The organism is Burkholderia sp. SIMBA_051, from assembly GCF_046534915.1.
GTDB lineage: Bacteria > Pseudomonadota > Gammaproteobacteria > Burkholderiales > Burkholderiaceae > Burkholderia > Burkholderia ambifaria.
Genome location: NZ_JAWRXS010000011.1, coordinates 21,324 through 37,456, shown reverse-complemented (window position 1 = coordinate 37,456; position 16,133 = coordinate 21,324). Strand labels below are relative to the sequence as shown.

The window sequence follows — 16,133 nt, the reverse complement described above, 5'->3', positions numbered from 1 at the left end:
CCCGCCGTTCAATCCCGTTCACCCCGCAGCATCAGGAGAGCAACATGGCACTACGCACCCTCGGCACGTCGGACATCCAGGTTTCCCCGCTCGCCTTCGGCGGCAACGTCTTCGGCTGGACCGTCGACGAGAACGCATCGTTTGCGCTGCTCGACGCGCTGGCCGACACCGGCATCAACTTCATCGACACGGCCGACGTCTATTCGGCCTGGGCGCCCGGCAACAGCGGCGGCGAATCCGAAACGATCATCGGCAAGTGGCTCAAGCGCTCCGGCAAGCGCGACCAGGTCGTGATCGCGACCAAGGTCGGCCTGCTCGAGGCGCGCGCGGGCCTGTCGAAGGACAACATCCTGAAGGCCGCCGACGATTCGCTGCGCCGCCTGCAGACCGACTACATCGACCTGTATTTCTCGCACCGCGATCTCGCCGACACGGCCCCGCTCGAAGAAACGCTCGCCGCCTACCAGTCGCTGATCGACGCGGGCAAGGTGCGCATCATCGGCGCGTCGAACTACAGCGGCGCGCGCCTGCGCGAGGCCGCCGACATCAGCAAGCGCGACGGCCTGCCGGCTTACCAGGTGATCCAGCCGGAATACAACCTGATCGACCGCGCCGAATACGAGCACGATATCGAACCGGTCGTGCGCGACCTGAAACTCGGCGTCGTCAACTACTACGCACTCGCGAGCGGCTTCCTGTCGGGCAAGTACCGCAGCGAGGCCGACCTGAAGAAGAGCGTGCGCGGCGATCGCGTCGCCGGCTATCTCGATGCGCGCGGCCTGCGCATTCTCGCGGCGCTCGACGACGTGTCGGCGAAGCACGGCACGCAACCGGCAGCGATCGCACTCGCGTGGCAGATCGCGAGGCCGACGATCACCGCGCCGATCGCGAGCGCGACGTCGCTGTCGCAGCTCGCGCTGCTCGGCGAAGCGATCCGCGTGAAGCTCGATGACGAAGATATCCGCAAGATCGACGAAGCCAGCGCGGTGTGAGGGCGTTTGCGGCCGGACGGCGGCCTGGACCGCGGAGTTCGCGGTTCAACGGAGCGGCGGATTGCGGATCTGCGATGCGCGATCCGTCGACGATGCCGCACTGTGTCGGGCAACAGGCGAGAAGCAACACGAACACGCTGACGCTCCCCGCCACGACGAACACACAATGAAAACGAAAACGGCGCGTGAACCCCGCGCCGCTTCAACACCGGTTCCGCTGTTTCAACAGGCGCTGCGCAGCGCCATCGGCGACGCACCGTAGCGTTCGCGAATCGCGCGGCTGAAGTGCGCCTGGCTCGAGAACCCCCAGCGAAACGCGATCTCGCCGATGCTCGTCTTGCGCAGGCGCGCATCGACCAGTTCGCGATGCGCATGCGACAGCCGCTCGGACCAGATGTGCTGCGTGATCGAGTCTCCTTCGCCAGCAAAAAGCCGGCTCAGGTGCCGCAACGACAGCCCGACCGCATCGGCGACCGCCTGCGGCCCGAGCTCCGGGTCGCCGAGATGCGTCGCGATGTATTGCTTCGCGGTCAGCAGGTACGACAGCGACGCGCGCGATGCGCCCGCGCCGTTCACTTCCGCGTCGATGAGCTCCGCGACCAGCGTGCGCGTATGTTCGACGAAGCGGGCTGAGTCCTCCTCGACCGGATCCCGCATGAACCGCTCGACGCTCGCGCGCAGCGTCGCGCCGAGCATCGCGCCCGCGCCCGGTTTCGGCGCGATCCGCAGCGGCAGCGCCGCCAGCTCCGCGTCGAAGCGGTCGTCGAACGTGGTGATCGGAATGTCGACCAGCAGCTGCCGCATCGGCGTCAGGAATCCGAACAGATAGGGCACGCGCGTGTCGTACACGACGACATCGCCGGCTTCCGCGAGCAGGCAACGGTCGCGCTGGATGAAATACGCGCGACCGCTCAGGATCTGGCACGCGAACAGCGACTCCTTCGGCAGTTGACGCACCAGCGCGGGGCTGCGCTCGATCACGTGATCGCGGCCGCTGATGTCGGCGACGCCGAGCCCCGGCAGCGCGAGATCGGTTTTCTCGACCTCGAGCCCCGCCGGCGACAGCGACGAGCAGCGCAGGCCGACCAGCGTCGCGGCGTTGAACGCATCCCAGTACGCCATCCGGTCGCGCGCCGGCACGTCGGCCGTCGAGCCTCGCGTGCATGAAAGAACGGTCGAATTCGTCACGTCGCCTCCTGGAGTCGCCTGTCGTGCGGAGCGGCACGGATTGGGGGATGGTGCGTAGCGTTATTGGTGCAGTGCGGTGCGGCGCGATGTCCGGCCCGATCAAGCAATTCGTCCAGCCCAGTCAAGAGCGCCGCGCACCGGCTGGCTAAAGTCGACCACACGACATCCAACGACAAGGAGACACACCGTGGTCGACAAAGCCGTATCCGAATTCTGGCAAAACATCGCGCCGATTGCCAATCCGTTCAAGCCCGATGCGCTGCCGGAAGCTTACATCCCGAACGCGGCCAGCGACGACGAGCGCCTTTACGTTCCGTTCACCGAAACGGTTTCATCGCGGCCGCTATGGATCTCGCCGTCGCAGAACAAGTGGTGCGACATCCTGATGGCGAAGGAAGCCGGGCTCGTGAACCGCCACTATCACCCGCACGAGGTGTTCGCGTACACGCTGTCGGGCAAGTGGGGATACCTGGAGCACGAATGGACCGCGACGCGCGGCGATTTCGTGTACGAAACGCCCGGCGAAGGCCATACGCTCGTCGCGTTCGATCATCCGGAGCCGATGCGCGCGTTCTTCATCGTCAAGGGCCCCCTGATCTGGCTCGATGACGAAGGCAACCCCGACGGCTACTTCGACGTGCATTCGTACATCGCGATGTGCAAGGCCCATTACGAGAAGGTCGGCCTCGGCGCACAAGCGGTCGAGAAGCTGTTTCGCTGACGCGCGACGAGGCCGCTCATGACATTCCATCCCTCTTCCAAATCGGCATGGACGTATGAGAACAGGCTGCTGCTGATCCTGTTCATGACGTTCGGCTTCGTGTTCTTCGACCGCCTCGCGCTGTCGTTCCTGTTCCCGTTCATGTCGGCCGAGCTGCATCTGTCGAATACGCAGCTCGGCATGGTGTCGTCCGCGCTCGCGCTCACGTGGGCGCTGTCGGGTGCCGCGACCGGCGCTTGGTCCGATGCGCGCGGCACGCGCAAGCCGCTGCTGATCGCCGCGGTGCTCGGCTTCTCCGTGTGCTCGGCGCTGTCGGGGCTCGTCGGTAGCTTCGCGAGCCTGATCGCGTTCCGCGCGCTGATGGGCATCGCCGAAGGGCCCGTGCTGCCGCTGTCGCAATCGCTGATGGTCGAGAGCTCGACGCCGAGCCGCCGCGGATTGAACATGGGTCTGCTGCAGGGCTCGGCCGCCGGCCTGCTCGGCGCGATGATCGGCCCGCCGGTCGTGATTGGCATCGCGACCGCCTACGGCTGGCGCGCGGCGTTCTACGTCTCGTGCATTCCGGGCTTCCTGATCGCGTTCTGCATCTGGCGCTGGGTGCGTGAAGTGCCGCCCGGCGGCGTACGGCATGCACAGGCCGTCGGCGCCGGCGCGCCGGCCGCGAGCGGCGCGGCGATCAACCGCTGGGCGCTGCTGAAGGAACGCAACATCCTGCTTTGCGTGCTGATCAGCTGCTTCTTCCTCACGTGGTTCGTCGTGATCATCTCGTTCGCGCCGGTCTTCCTCGTGGAAAGCCGGCATCTGTCGCCGGCCGACATGGGCGTCGTAATGACCTGCCTCGGCGCCGCGTGGGTGTTCTGGGGCTTCGCGGTGCCGGCGATCTCCGACCGCATCGGCCGCAAGCCGACGATGATCGCGTTCGCGCTGGTCGCGGCCGTGTGCCCGGTCGTGATGATCCATGTCGGCTCGGTCTGGGCGCTCGGCACGCTCGTGTTCGCCACGTACACGGGCCTCGGCTGCTTCACGCTATTCATGGCGACGATCCCGGCCGAAACCGTGCCGCCCCGCGCGATCGCCAGCGCGCTCGGCCTGATCATGGGCGCGGGCGAGTTGATCGGCGGCTTCATCGCGCCGACCGTCGCGGGCTTCACGGCCGACAGGTACGGCCTGCAGTTCGCGATGTGGACGTCGGCCGCCGGCGCGATTCTCGCGTGCGTGCTGTCGTTCGGCCTCGTCGAAACCGCGCCCGCCGTGCTGCGCAAGCGCGCGCTCGCCGGCGCCACCACCCGTCTCGATACCCAGAACCTCGGAGGACGCTGACATGCGTGCACTTCAATGGCACGGCCCGCGCGATCTCCGCGTGGTCGATCTCGACACGCCGCGCGCGGGGCCCGGCGAGGTCCGCATCGCGGTCGCGTATTGCGGCATCTGCGGCAGCGACCTGCACGAATATGCAGACGGCCCCCACGCGATTCCCGTCGACACGCCGCATCCGCTGTCCGGCCGCACCGCCCCGCTCACGCTCGGTCACGAGTTCTGCGGCACCGTCGTCGAAGTCGGCGCGGGCGTGACGACGCTGACCCCGGGCGACCGCGTCGCGGTCGAGCCCGAGTATCACTGCCACCAGTGCGCGTACTGCCGCTCGGGCTCGTACAACCTGTGCGTATCGATGGGCTTCGCCGGCCTGATGGGCGATGGCGGGATGGCCGACTTCGCGGTCGTGCCGGCCTACATGCTGCATCGGCTTCCGGACGACGTCAGTCTCGAACAGGCCGCGGTGATGGAACCGGCGGCCGTCGCGCTGCATGCGCTGCGGCGCGGCGAGCTGCGGCTCGGCGACACCTGCGCGGTGTTCGGGCTCGGGCCGATCGGCCTGCTGCTGATCATGCTCGCAAAGCTGCAGGGCGCGACGACCATCGTCGCGGTCGACGTGTCGCCGGAGCGGCTCGCCGCGGCCGCGCGCTTCGGCGCGACGCACGCGTTCGACGCGCGCTCGCTCGACGCGCCGGTGCTGCGCGACGCGATTCGCGAGGCGGCGGGCGGGCTCGGCGTCGACGTGAGCTTCGAGGCGGCCGGCCTGCCGGCCACGTTCGAGGCCGCGATGCAGGGGCTGCGCAAGGGCGGCCGCCTCGTGATGGTCGGCCTGATGCCGCACGCGGGCTTCGATGCGTTCCGCGCGGTCAACGACGAGCTGACCTTCACGGCGAGCGTCGGCTACCGGCACGTGTACGAAGACCTGCTGCGGCTGATCGGGTCGGGCGCGCTCGATCTCACGTCGATCGTCACGCGCACGGTCGCGCTCGAAGACGCCGTCGCCGACGGCTTCGACGCGCTGCTCGTCGATCGCGCGCAGATCAAGATCCTGGTTGCGCCGCCGCGCCGGCATGCGCGCCGTACCCACACCGTCGGGAGCATCGAGCATGAGCCGACCCTGGTCGTTTGACGGCAAGACCGTCGTCGTGACGGGCGGCAACGTCGGGCATCGGCGCGCGCACCGCGTGGCGTTTCGCGGAAGCGGGCGCGTCCGTCGTCGCGCTCGGGCTCGAGGCCGGCGGCCCGCATGCGCCGGTGCATCCCGGGATCCGCTGCGTGGAGCTCGACGTGACCGACAGCGAAGCGTTGACGCGCAGGATCCGCGCGTTGCCGCGCGTCGACACGCTCGTCAACGGCGTCGGCATCAGCCGGCACGCCGACGAGTACAGGCTGGACCAGTTCGAGCTCGTGCTGAACGTGAACCTGACGTCGGTGATGCGGGCATCCAACGCCGCGCTGCCGGCGCTGTCGGCGAGCGGCGGCAGCATCGTCAATGTCGCGTCGATGTACACGTACTTCGGCAGCAAGGACCGGCCCGCCTATAGCGCGAGCAAGGGCGGCATCGCGCAGCTCACGCGCTCGCTCGCGCAGGCCTGGGCCGAGCGCGGCATCCGCGTGAATGCGGTGGCGCCCGGCTGGATCGACACGCCGCTCAGCAGCGCGCTGATGGCCGACACGCACGCGTCGCGGCGGATTCTCGAGCGCACGCCGCTCGCGCGCTGGGGCACGGCCGACGAAGTCGCGGAAGTGATCCTGTTCCTGTGCTCGCCCGGCGCGTCCTTCGTCACCGGCGCGATCGTGCCGGTGGACGGCGGGTATTCGACGGTATAGCGGCCGGCGCACGCGGGCATCGGCGCATGCGCCACGCGCCGGTGCCCGCGTGCGCGATCTAGCTCCGATCCGATTCCGATTCGATCGCGTTCCCATTCCCGTTCCCGGCACGACCGAATCGGCAGCCGAACGATTCACTACCTTCATATCAATCAGTAGTCCAATCAAAAATATTCCGGCAAGACCGGAAACATGTGAGGAGCATTTGGAGATGACGAAAAAGACCCTGCTGGCCCTCGCGGCCTGCACGATCCCGGCCGCGGCCTTCGCGCAGAGCAGCGTGACGATGTTCGGGCTGCTGGATGCCGGCATCAGCTATGTCAGCAACGAAGGCGGCCACGGCAACGCGAAATTCGACGACAACATATTCTTCCCGAACCTGCTCGGCTTCGAGGGCAAGGAGGATCTCGGCGCCGGCACGCGCGCGATCTTCCGGCTCGTCAATCAATTCTCGCTCGCGAACGGCTCGATGATCGGCGGCGGGTTGTTCGCGCGCACGGCCTATGTCGGGCTGCAGAACGACCGATACGGCACGCTGACGCTCGGCAACCAGTACGAGTTCATGGTCGATTCGCTGGCCGCGAGCGGCAACGAGATCGCGCAGGATCTCGTCGGGCTGTACGGCTTTCGCAACGGGCCGTTCGACACGCTCGCGCTGCCGAACAACCCGACCGGCGCATTCGACTGGGACCGCGTCGCGGGCAGCAATCGCGTCGCGAATTCGGTCAAGTACACGAGCGCGTCGATCTCGGGCCTGACCTTCGGCGCGCTGTACGGCTTCGGGAACGTCGCGCGGTCGGTCGGCGCGAACAATACGGTCAGCGTCGGTGCGAGCTACGACAACGGCCCGTTCGGCGCGGGCGCGGCCTATACGAACCAGAAGTACGGCGCGGCGGATGGGCGGCCGGCCACCACCGTGCGCAACTGGGGCGCGGGCGCGCACTACACGCTCGGCACGGTGACGGCGAAGGCGCTCTTCACGACCGTGCACAACGCGTGGAATGGCGCGGGCGTGTGGTCTGCAGAGGCCGGCGCCGCCTGGCATCCGTCGCCGGTCTGGGTGATCGGGGCGAGCTACACGTACATGAAGGGCAACGACACGCTCGAGAACGCGCATGCACACCAGCTCCTGGCCGCCGTCCAGTACTGGCTGTCGAAACGCACGATGGTGTATGTCGCGGGCGTGCATCAGCGCGCGAGCCACGGCAGCCACGCGCAGATCAACGGCGTGATGGATGCGAACGGCGCGTCGAGCGGCGCGCTGCAGTCGGTCGCGCGGATCGGGTTCAGTACGCGGTTCTGAGCGGCAGCCGCTTGTGACTGAAACGCCCGCCCGGTTCTGCCCGGGCGGGTTGCGCGGGACGCGGTTTCGTCAGAAGCGGATGGTCACCGCTTTCGGCTCGGTATAGGCGTCGATGAACGACGAACCATATTCACGGCCGATGCCGGACCCTTTCGCGCCGCCGAACGGAACGGCCGGGTCGACCAGCGTATGCATGTTCACCCACACGGTGCCGGCTTCGATGCGCGGCACGTAGCGCAGCGCCTTCGACAGATCGTTCGTCCACAGGCTCGCGGTCAGCCCGAACGGCGTGTCGTTCATCATCGCGATCAGCTCTTCCTCGTCGTCGAACGGCACGAACGCGCCGACCGGCCCGAAGATCTCCTTGCGGTACGAAGCCGATTCCAGCGAACGCGGCAGCACGATCGTTGGCTTCACGTAGAAGCCGTCGCGCGCGTACGCGCCGCCGCCGGTGACGATCGTGTCGCCTTCCGCGCGCGCAAGGTCGAACGCATCGACGCACTTGCGGAACTGCGGTTCGTTGCAGACGGGGCCGATCATCCCCGCGTCGTCCATCGGATCGGCCGGCTGGAAGCCGTCCAGGCGCGCCTTCATCTTCTCGACCACCTCGTCGAACTTCGAACGATGCACGAAGAAGCGTTCGGCCGACGCGCACACCTGTCCGCTATGCAGAAACCCGGCTTCGACGATGCCGTCGAGAATCTTGTCGACCGGCGTATCGGCCAGGAATGCCGCCGCGTTCTTGCCGCCCAGCTCGAGCGTGAAGCGCGTGAAGTTCGCGTTGACGGCTTGCTCGCCGATGATGCGACCGGTCGGCACCGAACCCGTGAACGACACCTTCGCCACGCGCGGATCGCCGATCACCTTCGCACCCACCTGGCCGGTGCCGTTGATCACGTTCAGCGTGCCCGGGGGTAAACCGGCTTCGGTCGCCAGCTCCGCGATACGCAGCATCGTGAGCGGCGTGAACTCCGACGACTTGATGAGCACCGTGTTGCCGGTCGCGAGCGCCGCGCCGAATTTCCACACCGGGATCATCACCGGGAAATTCCACGGAATGATCCCGAACACGACGCCCAGCGGTTCGCGCAGCGTGAACGACGTGTAGCGCTCGCCGTTCATGCTGGGAAACGACGGGGCGAGCGTTTCGCCCGCGATCTTCGTGGCCCAGCCCGCGTAATAGCGCAGCCAGCGGGCTGACCAGCCGACCTCGATCACGCGCGACAGCGCAATCAGCTTCCCCGACTGCGCGGTTTCGATCTGCGCGATCTCTTCGCCATGGGCTTCGATCAGGTCCGCGAAGCGCAGCAGGATGCGCTCGCGATCGGCCGGCGTCAGGTTGGCCCACTCGCCGCGGAACGCGCGATGCGACGACGCGAGCGCGGCTTCGACGTCGTCGTCGGTCGCCTGCGCGACCGAGCCGATCACCGCGCGCGTGGCCGGATCGTGCACGTCGATCCGTTCGCCGTGGCCGGCCACCGCGCGGCCGTCGATGTAATGACCGTGTTCGCGCGCGAGAAACGCCCTGACTTCGTCCAGCATCCGAACCAGTGCCATCTGTATTCCTCCGGAAATCCAATTGAGTGTGAAAGCCCCGATCAGGCCGCGTTGGCGATCAGGTCCGACGCCTTTTCGGCGAGTGCGATGGTCGGCGCGTTCGTGTTGCCGCTCGGGATGCTCGGCATCGTCGAGCTGTCGGCCACGCGCAGCCCCGCGATACCGTGCACGCGCAGTTGCGGATCGACGACCGACGACGCCGCATCCGTGCCCATCCGACAGGTGCCGACCGGGTGATAGACCGTCTTCGCCGCGCCGCGCACCCAGTCCTCGATCGCCGCGTCGTCGTCGGGCGGGCAGTCCGGCGAGAAGATCTCGTCGACGTGCTCCGCGAGCGCCGGCTGACGCAGGATTTTCAGCGCGAGCTTTGCCGCCCGGATCTGGCCGTCGACGTCGCGGCGGTCGGCCAGATAGCGGCCGTCGATACGCGGCAGTTCCTGCGGGTTCGACGAGCGGATCGTCACGCGGCCGCGCGAATACGGTTGCAGATGGCCGGTCTTGATCGTGATGCCGTGCGTGCGGCCCGCCGTCACGCCGATCGGATCGTCGAACGAGTCGATCGTCGGCAGGAAGTGGAACTGGACGTCCGGCTGCCCCTGGCCGCAGGTATCGACGAACGCGAACCCTTCGAGCACCGGCGACGTCAGGATCCCCGAGCGGAAACACTTCCACTGGATGCCGTGCTTCAGCGCGCGCCATCCCTTGTCCTGACCGTAGAGCGACACCGGCGTGCGGATCGTCGCATTGACCGACATGTGCATGTGATCGTGGAAGTTCTCGCCCACCGGCAGCACGTGCCTGACTTGCACGCCGGCATCCTCGAGCACCTTTCGCGGCCCGATGCCGGACAACTGCAGGATCTTCGGCGAGCCGATCGCGCCGGCCGACACGATGATTTCGGCCCGGGCGCGCGCCGTCACGCGACGGTTGCCCTGCCGATACGTGACGCCGGTCGCGCGGCCGCCTTCGATTTCCACGCGTTCGACCAGCGCATCGACTTCGAGGCTGAGTTCCGGACGGTTGCGGATCGCGCTCAGGTAGGTCGCCGCCGTGGAGCCGCGCTCGCCATTGAAGATCGTCGCCTGATAGAACCCGACGCCCTGCTGCCGCTCGCCGTTGTAGTCGACCAGGTAGTCGAGCCCCATCTGCTGGCCCGCGCGCACGAACGCCTGCGACAGCGGATGGCGATAGCGGATCTCGGTGACCTGCAGATGCCCGTTGTTGCCGTGATAGGGCGCCGTCAGCGATTCGTTGTTCTCGGCCTTCGCGAAGTAGCGCAGCATGTCGTCCGCGCCCCAGCCCGTGCAGCCGAACTCGGTCTCCCAGCGGTCGTAGTCGTTGCGGTGCCCGCGCACGTACAGCATTCCGTTGACCGAGCTGGAGCCGCCGAGCACGCGCCCCTGCGGCACCGCGATCGAGCGGCCCTTCACGTCGTCCGACGGCTCGGCCGCATACGGCCACGTGTAGCGCGGAATCGCCTTCGCCAGCCCGCCCGGCATGTGGATGAACAGATCCTTGTCGTGGCCGCCCGCTTCCAGCAGCAGCACGGTGCCGAGGCCGCGCTCGACGAGATGGGTCGCGATCGTGCAGCCCGCCGAGCCGGCGCCAATGACGATGTAATCGAAAGTTCTATCGGACATCCTGGTATGCGCCCGCTGTCGTGCGCGCGACGTTCACCGGCGCGTGCTGCCGCCGCATGCGTCCGTCGCCCGGCCTTCGGCGGCATCTCCTTGAAAATCGGTGGTTGTTTTTCATGGCGCGAGCCAGCCCGTGCGATTCGACAGGACAGCTTGCCGACCGCTTTCCGATTCTATGGATGCGCCGCCGGCGCCGTTCGGCGTTGCGTGCACACTTTTGGCTTCAGCGTGCAGATCGATGGCGTCGCGCGGCGGCGGCCGGGGAGAACGTGGAGAAACCACGATTGACGCCGCGTGGCAGCGCTGCCGACAATGGCGGCGTCTGAACGCGCGTCCCGGCCGTTTGCATTAACCTTGACGCGTTCCCCGGCCCTCTCCCTCTTCCGGCAATGGCACACGAACTCGTCGTCGACGCCAGCAACAGCAGCACGAATCTGCGCGACCTGATCGCGGACAGCTTCCTGCCGCTGGTCTTTCACGACACCGGCTCGCAGTTCCGGATGTCGGTGCGGGTGGCGACGGTGGGCGGCCTGCGGATGGCGGAGGTCGACACCACCGCGATCCGCGTCGATCGCGACCGCTCGCTCGCGTCGCGCGCCGACAGCGATTGCTACAAGATCCTGTTCCAGATCGCCGGGCAAAGCCGCGTCACGCAGCGCAACGCGACGTCGATCGTCAATCCGGGCGAGTGGGTGATCTACGATGCGACGCAGCCGTACATGATCGAATCGGCGAACGCGTCGCGCTTCGTCGCTGCGCTGACGCCGCCGAGAAGCGGCACGATGTGGCGCTGGTTCGTCGAGCGTGCGGGCGTGCAGGTGCGCCGAACCGTCGGCAATGCACAACTGGCCCTTCAATCGATCCATTACCTGATGGACGGGCAGGTGCCGAACGATCCGGAAAGCCTGTTCGGTTTCGAGCAGTCGACGCTGATGCTGCTCGATTCGGTGATTCGACGCGAGGCGAGCGATTCGCTGACCGGTGCGGATGCACGCAGCGCTGCCCTGCGCATGAACGCGGAAATCTACCTGTCGCATCACTACAGTGATCCTGATTTGTCGCCGGACAAGTTGGCGAGCGCGCTGAACGTGTCGCGGCGCACGCTGTATAGCGCGCTGGCCGCATCCGAGCGGACACCGCAGAGCCTGATTCAGGAGTATCGGCTGCAGGCGAGCCGCCGCGCGCTGGAAGATCCGGCCGATACCAATCGCACGCTGCTGGAACTCGCGATCGCGTGCGGGTTTTCGGACATCACGCATTTCGGGCGCGCGTTCAAGGCACGGTTCGGGTGTAGTCCGGGGGTGTATCGGGATGCGTATCGGAGTGCTTCGAGCGAGTGATGTAATCCGCGTGTTGCGATTGCGTTGACGTGTCGGGCGGATCGCAGCGTCCTGCTGCAAGGCTTTGCGCAGCCCACATGAGCCCAATATTTTCGCGAATCCGGATTGCCCGACGACGGCGCCGAGCCGGGTCGGGTCGCCGCTTTCATCTCGCTCGACGACGCCTACCGCACCCCTGCTCCCCTCATGTCCTGCCCGCCTTCGAGCTTGTCTGGCCAGAAGCCGGCGAAACAGCTCACCGTGTCGATCGACATCGGCAGATCCCGGAGTACGACGAGGAAGCACGCGCGGACTACTACGCGAAAGCGACCGTGCTCTGCCCCGGCAACAACGAAACGTATTCGTTCGTCGCAGCCATTTACGACCGGCACGCGCAACTGAAGGACCACCTTCTGCAAGAGTGTCTCCGCCCGGAGCGTGCTCTACCCACCCCAATAATTCGCCTTGACACCCTATCTTTCGATATATATCTTTAGATATGTTTTCCGATACATAGGACACGATCATGCGACACAACCCCTCCCGCGGCCATGCCCGATGCGACGGTCATGGTGCGCATGCCGGCCCTGACTGGTTCGCCGGCCTCTGGCACGCGATCGGCCGCCATCGCCGCGGCCACGACCCGTTTGGCGGCGGCGGTCCGTTCGGTGGCCGTGGCGGACGCGGCGGCTTTGGCGATTTCGGCGACGACGGCATGCCGCGCGGCCGCCAGTTCAGCTCCGACGATCTCCAGTTGCTGCTGCTCGCCCTCGTCGCCGAGCAGCCGAGCCACGGCTACGAGCTGATCAAGGCGCTCGACACGCGCTCGAACGGCTTCTACAGCCCGAGCCCCGGCATGGTGTATCCGGCGCTCACGTATCTCGAGGAAGTCGGCTTCGTCGCGTCACAGGCGGAAGGCAATCGCAAGCGCTATGCGCTGACCGACGCCGGCCGCGCGCATCTCGATGCGCAGCGCGAACGCGTCGACACGCTGTTCGCGCGCCTCACGCACCTCGCGCGCAAGATGGAATTCATGCGCCGCGCGTTCGCCGGCGAATCGGCGAGCAGCGACGCACCGGACGATGCACAGCCCGGCTGGCTTCCGGAGTTCGTCGAAGCACGTCTCGCGCTCAAGCGGGCGCTGCTGCACAAGAGCGCTGCCGACGCCGACGAACAGCGGCGCATCGCGGCGATAATGCGCCGCGCGACAGCCGAAATCGAAGGCGGCACCGGCGCGTAATCCGCGCCGTCCCGTCAAACCTCAAGGAGTACGGATTGATGCAGAACACATCCGAGCGCACCGTGACCCGCGTGCGCCATACCCTCAAGTTCCGCCTGCTGCAGGTCGTGCGCGTGTACGCGGTGACGCCGCATCTGCTGCGCGTCACGCTCGGCGGCCCCGACCTCGCTGATTTCGAATCGTCGTCGTTCGACGACCACGTGAAGGTGTTTTTCCCGCCGCCCGGCGCCGAGCGGCCCGCGATGCCGACGCTCGGCGCGAACGGCCCCGAGTTTCCCGAAGGCGAACCGAAGCCGATTGCGCGCGACTTCACGCCGCGCCGCTTCGACCGCGCCGGGTGCGAACTCGATCTGGAATTCGTGCTGAACCATCCGGGCCCCGCATCGCAGTGGGCGGCGCAGGCTCGCGTCGGCCAATGGCTCGGCATCGGCGGCCCGCGCGGTTCGTTCGTGGTCCCGATCGATTTCGACTGGCATCTGCTGATCGGCGACGATACGGCGCTGCCGGCGATCGCGCGGCGTCTCGAGCAGCTGCCGGCCGGCGCCCGGGCGGCGGTCGTGCTGGAAGTCGCGGATCGCACCGCGCAGATCGCGTTCGATACGCGCGCCGACGTGCATGAAATCTGGCGCTTTCGCGCCGAAGCCGACGCAGCGGACGGCGACGCGCTGCTGAATGCGGTGCGCGAGCTGCCGCTGCCGTCCGCCGGCGATGGTTATGTCTGGGCGGCGGGTGAAGCGCAGTCGATGCGCGCGGTGCGCCTGCACCTGACCGGCGAGCGCGGCATCGACAAGTCGCGCATCCGCGCGGCGGCGTACTGGAAGCGCGGCGCGGCGGCCGTGCACGAAACGCTGGAAGACTGACGCGAACGGGCGCCCGCGCATCGGCGGGCTTGGCATCGGCGGGGCGGCTGGTATATATGTATGTCTGCGACGCCGCTGTCGGGCGACAGCCGCCGCAGCCCCGCCCAGGAGCGCCCGGTCATGACAAGAGAAAGCCACGCTTCGCCTTTCCTTCGCAACCTGAAGATCGCCGGCTATTGCGGCCTGGCGGCCGTCGTGCTCGCGCTGTTCGTCGCGATGTGCGCGATCCTGAAGGAAAGCTCTCTCGAACGCGACGCCGCCCGGCACCCGGGCGAAACGCCCGAACTGCACGAAGCAGGCGACAGCACGTCGGCATCGACGGAATCGGCCAAGACGCCCGGTTGACGGCGTCCGGCCCGCACTTCTCCGCTTGATTCTCCCGCTCAGGGCGCGCGCTCGCGCCCCATCATCACCGCGTGCACCACGTCTCCGATCCGTTCGAGCAGCTCGACCACGCGTTGCCCATACAGGTGCGCGGCCAGCGCGCCGGCCGTGCCGACCAGCACGCCGCCGGCCATGTCGAACGGCCAGTGCACGCCCGCATACACGCGACCCCATGCAATCGCGACGGCCATCGCGGCCATCACGAACCCGGTCAGCCGCGTGCTGCCGGCGAGCATCATGCCGACGGCGAGACTCCACGCGAACGTCATGTGATCGCTCGGAAACGAGCTGTCCGGCACATGCGGAATCAGTTGCGTGCCGACGCCGGCCATGAACGGCCGCGGCGAGAACCAGAAATGCCCGAGCACCTGCGCGAGCGCCAGCGCCACGCAGGTGCCGACGCCGGCTTCGATCGCCTGGCGCCGCGTCGCGCGCTCGCCGAAGATCCAGGTGAGCAGCAGCATCGCAGGCAGCGCATAGACGAGCCAGTCGGCGGCGAAGATCGCGAGACGGGCCACGCCAGGGTGCGGCGCGGCGCCGGCATTGATGGCGGAAAACAGGGTGAGATTGAGGTTCTGCATGAATGCGGTTGCGTGGGGCGTAATGATGGACCGGGAGTGCCGGTCGGAGGCGAACGATGCTAGGGCGCACCCGCTTAAGCGTTGCTTAATGCGTCGGGCCGGGTAAGGAGGCCCGGCCAGTGCGCCGCGCGCGAACGCACTTAGAGCTCGCGCTGCAACACAAGTTCACACAATTGTCACATCTCCGCGCGACCGTCTCCCGTAGAAGCTCACCAACCATCCCGTAAAACCTCACCTTTTTCGCATCGTGGCTTCATTGATGCGTATGAATATCGAGTCACCGGCCGCCATCCGCGCTGTTTGTGCCGCTTGTCTCAATATTTAGGCGGCAAATGAATCGAAATCGGCAACAATTAATTCCATATGCGGCATCGCACAACGGCGACGCACAGGCATACGATTACGACCAATCATCCACGAAGCGATCAACAACAAGGAGTCCGCATGAAAATCAGCGATGTCCGATCGAAAGCGTTTGCGATGCCGTTGACGAGCCCCGCTTTCCCGATGGGGCCGTACCGTTTCGTCGATCGTGAGTTTCTGATCATCACGTATCGCACCGATCCGGACCGCCTGCGTGAGATTGTCCCCGAGCCACTGCAGATCACCGAGCCGCTCGTACATTACGAATTCATTCGCATGGCCGATTCGACCGGCTTCGGCGACTACACCGAAAGCGGTCAGGTGATCCCCGTCGAATACAACGGCCAGGCCGGCGGCTACACGCTCGCGATGTATCTCGACGATCACCCGCCGATCGCCGGCGGCCGCGAGCTGTGGGGCTTCCCGAAGAAGCTCGCGTCGCCCACGCTGCACGTGAACACCGATCACATCCTGGGCACGCTCGACTACGGCAAGGTGCGCGTCGCGACCGGCACGATGGGCTACAAGCACAAGGACCTCGACATCGAAGAGCAGGCGAAACGCCTCGCCGGCCCGAACTTCCTGTTGAAGATCATCCCGCACGTCGACGGCACCGCCCGCGTGTGCGAACTGGTGCGCTACTACATGCAGGACATCAAGATGAAGGGCGCATGGACGGGCCCCGCGTCGCTCGAGCTGGCACCGCACGCACTTGCGCCGGTGGCCGACCTGCCGGTGCTCGAGATCGTCGAAGCGCGCCACATCGTCGCGGATTTGACGCTCGGCCTCGGCGAAGTCGTCTACGATTATCTGGCTCAATAACACGTCCGCAGTCCTTTCTCCC

15 protein-coding genes and 1 pseudogene are annotated in these 16,133 nt (G+C 66.9%); 11 read left to right on the top strand and 5 right to left on the bottom strand.

What is annotated here, in order from left to right:
• Positions 1-44: 44 nt before the first annotated feature.
• Complete coding sequence (locus tag SB771_RS25230; protein ID WP_175659900.1) at positions 45-992, top strand: aldo/keto reductase; 948 nt, start codon at positions 45-47, stop codon at positions 990-992.
• Between the two features lie 222 nt (positions 993-1,214).
• On the opposite strand, the gene SB771_RS25225 is transcribed toward SB771_RS25230, so the two are convergent.
• Positions 1,215-2,180, bottom strand: coding sequence for a helix-turn-helix domain-containing protein (locus tag SB771_RS25225; RefSeq protein WP_175659901.1), 966 nt, complete (start codon positions 2,178-2,180; stop codon positions 1,215-1,217).
• Between the two features lie 187 nt (positions 2,181-2,367).
• Between SB771_RS25225 and SB771_RS25220 the strand changes: the two genes are divergently transcribed.
• The 5 genes and pseudogenes from SB771_RS25220 (at position 2,368) to SB771_RS25200 (ending at position 7,348) form a co-directional block, all read left to right on the top strand.
• Complete coding sequence (locus tag SB771_RS25220) at positions 2,368-2,901, top strand: 2,4'-dihydroxyacetophenone dioxygenase family protein (protein WP_126226333.1); 534 nt, start codon at positions 2,368-2,370, stop codon at positions 2,899-2,901.
• Positions 2,902-2,919: 18 nt separating this feature from the next.
• Complete coding sequence (locus tag SB771_RS25215) at positions 2,920-4,221, top strand: MFS transporter (RefSeq protein WP_175659902.1); 1,302 nt, start codon at positions 2,920-2,922, stop codon at positions 4,219-4,221.
• A 1-nt stretch (position 4,222) separates the two neighbouring features.
• Entirely contained in the window at positions 4,223-5,344 is a 1,122-nt protein-coding gene (locus SB771_RS25210; RefSeq protein ID WP_175659903.1) for a 2,3-butanediol dehydrogenase, read from the top strand.
• Positions 5,322-6,045, top strand: a pseudogene (locus SB771_RS25205) (SDR family NAD(P)-dependent oxidoreductase). Before SB771_RS25210 ends, SB771_RS25205 begins: the two are co-directional and overlap by 23 nt.
• A gap of 211 nt (positions 6,046-6,256) precedes the next feature.
• Entirely contained in the window at positions 6,257-7,348 is a 1,092-nt protein-coding gene (locus SB771_RS25200; protein ID WP_175659904.1) for a porin, read from the top strand.
• 69 nt (positions 7,349-7,417) lie between these two features.
• Here the strand turns inward: SB771_RS25200 and SB771_RS25195 are convergent, their stop codons facing one another.
• Together SB771_RS25195 and SB771_RS25190 are read right to left on the bottom strand one after the other, a co-directional pair.
• On the bottom strand, positions 7,418-8,905 hold the full coding sequence (locus SB771_RS25195; protein WP_175659905.1) for an NAD-dependent phenylacetaldehyde dehydrogenase: 1,488 nt from the start codon (positions 8,903-8,905) through the stop codon (positions 7,418-7,420).
• 41 nt (positions 8,906-8,946) lie between these two features.
• Positions 8,947-10,545, bottom strand: a complete 1,599-nt coding sequence (locus SB771_RS25190) for a GMC family oxidoreductase (RefSeq protein ID WP_175659906.1) — start codon at positions 10,543-10,545, stop codon at positions 8,947-8,949.
• A gap of 386 nt (positions 10,546-10,931) precedes the next feature.
• Between SB771_RS25190 and SB771_RS25185 the strand changes: the two genes are divergently transcribed.
• Complete coding sequence (locus SB771_RS25185) at positions 10,932-11,882, top strand: helix-turn-helix domain-containing protein (protein ID WP_175659907.1); 951 nt, start codon at positions 10,932-10,934, stop codon at positions 11,880-11,882.
• 164 nt (positions 11,883-12,046) lie between these two features.
• Here the strand turns inward: SB771_RS25185 and SB771_RS25180 are convergent, their stop codons facing one another.
• Positions 12,047-12,280: a hypothetical protein gene (locus SB771_RS25180; protein ID WP_175659908.1), complete on the bottom strand. Its 234-nt coding sequence runs from the start codon at positions 12,278-12,280 to the stop codon at positions 12,047-12,049.
• Between the two features lie 107 nt (positions 12,281-12,387).
• Here SB771_RS25180 and SB771_RS25175 point away from each other — a divergent pair, with 107 nt between their 5' ends.
• The 3 genes from SB771_RS25175 (at position 12,388) to SB771_RS25165 (ending at position 14,306) form a co-directional block, all read left to right on the top strand.
• On the top strand, positions 12,388-13,101 hold the full coding sequence (locus SB771_RS25175) for a PadR family transcriptional regulator (RefSeq protein ID WP_012365049.1): 714 nt from the start codon (positions 12,388-12,390) through the stop codon (positions 13,099-13,101).
• 38 nt (positions 13,102-13,139) lie between these two features.
• A complete protein-coding gene (locus SB771_RS25170; protein WP_175659909.1) occupies positions 13,140-13,961 on the top strand; it encodes a siderophore-interacting protein in 822 nt (273 codons plus the stop codon).
• A gap of 120 nt (positions 13,962-14,081) precedes the next feature.
• Complete coding sequence (locus tag SB771_RS25165) at positions 14,082-14,306, top strand: hypothetical protein (protein ID WP_006755413.1); 225 nt, start codon at positions 14,082-14,084, stop codon at positions 14,304-14,306.
• A gap of 38 nt (positions 14,307-14,344) precedes the next feature.
• Here SB771_RS25165 and SB771_RS25160 read toward each other — a convergent pair whose 3' ends face one another.
• On the bottom strand, positions 14,345-14,926 hold the full coding sequence (locus SB771_RS25160; RefSeq protein WP_126226310.1) for an undecaprenyl-diphosphatase: 582 nt from the start codon (positions 14,924-14,926) through the stop codon (positions 14,345-14,347).
• Between the two features lie 444 nt (positions 14,927-15,370).
• Between SB771_RS25160 and SB771_RS25155 the strand changes: the two genes are divergently transcribed.
• Complete coding sequence (locus tag SB771_RS25155) at positions 15,371-16,111, top strand: acetoacetate decarboxylase (protein ID WP_011659919.1); 741 nt, start codon at positions 15,371-15,373, stop codon at positions 16,109-16,111.
• Positions 16,112-16,133 lie beyond the last annotated feature (22 nt).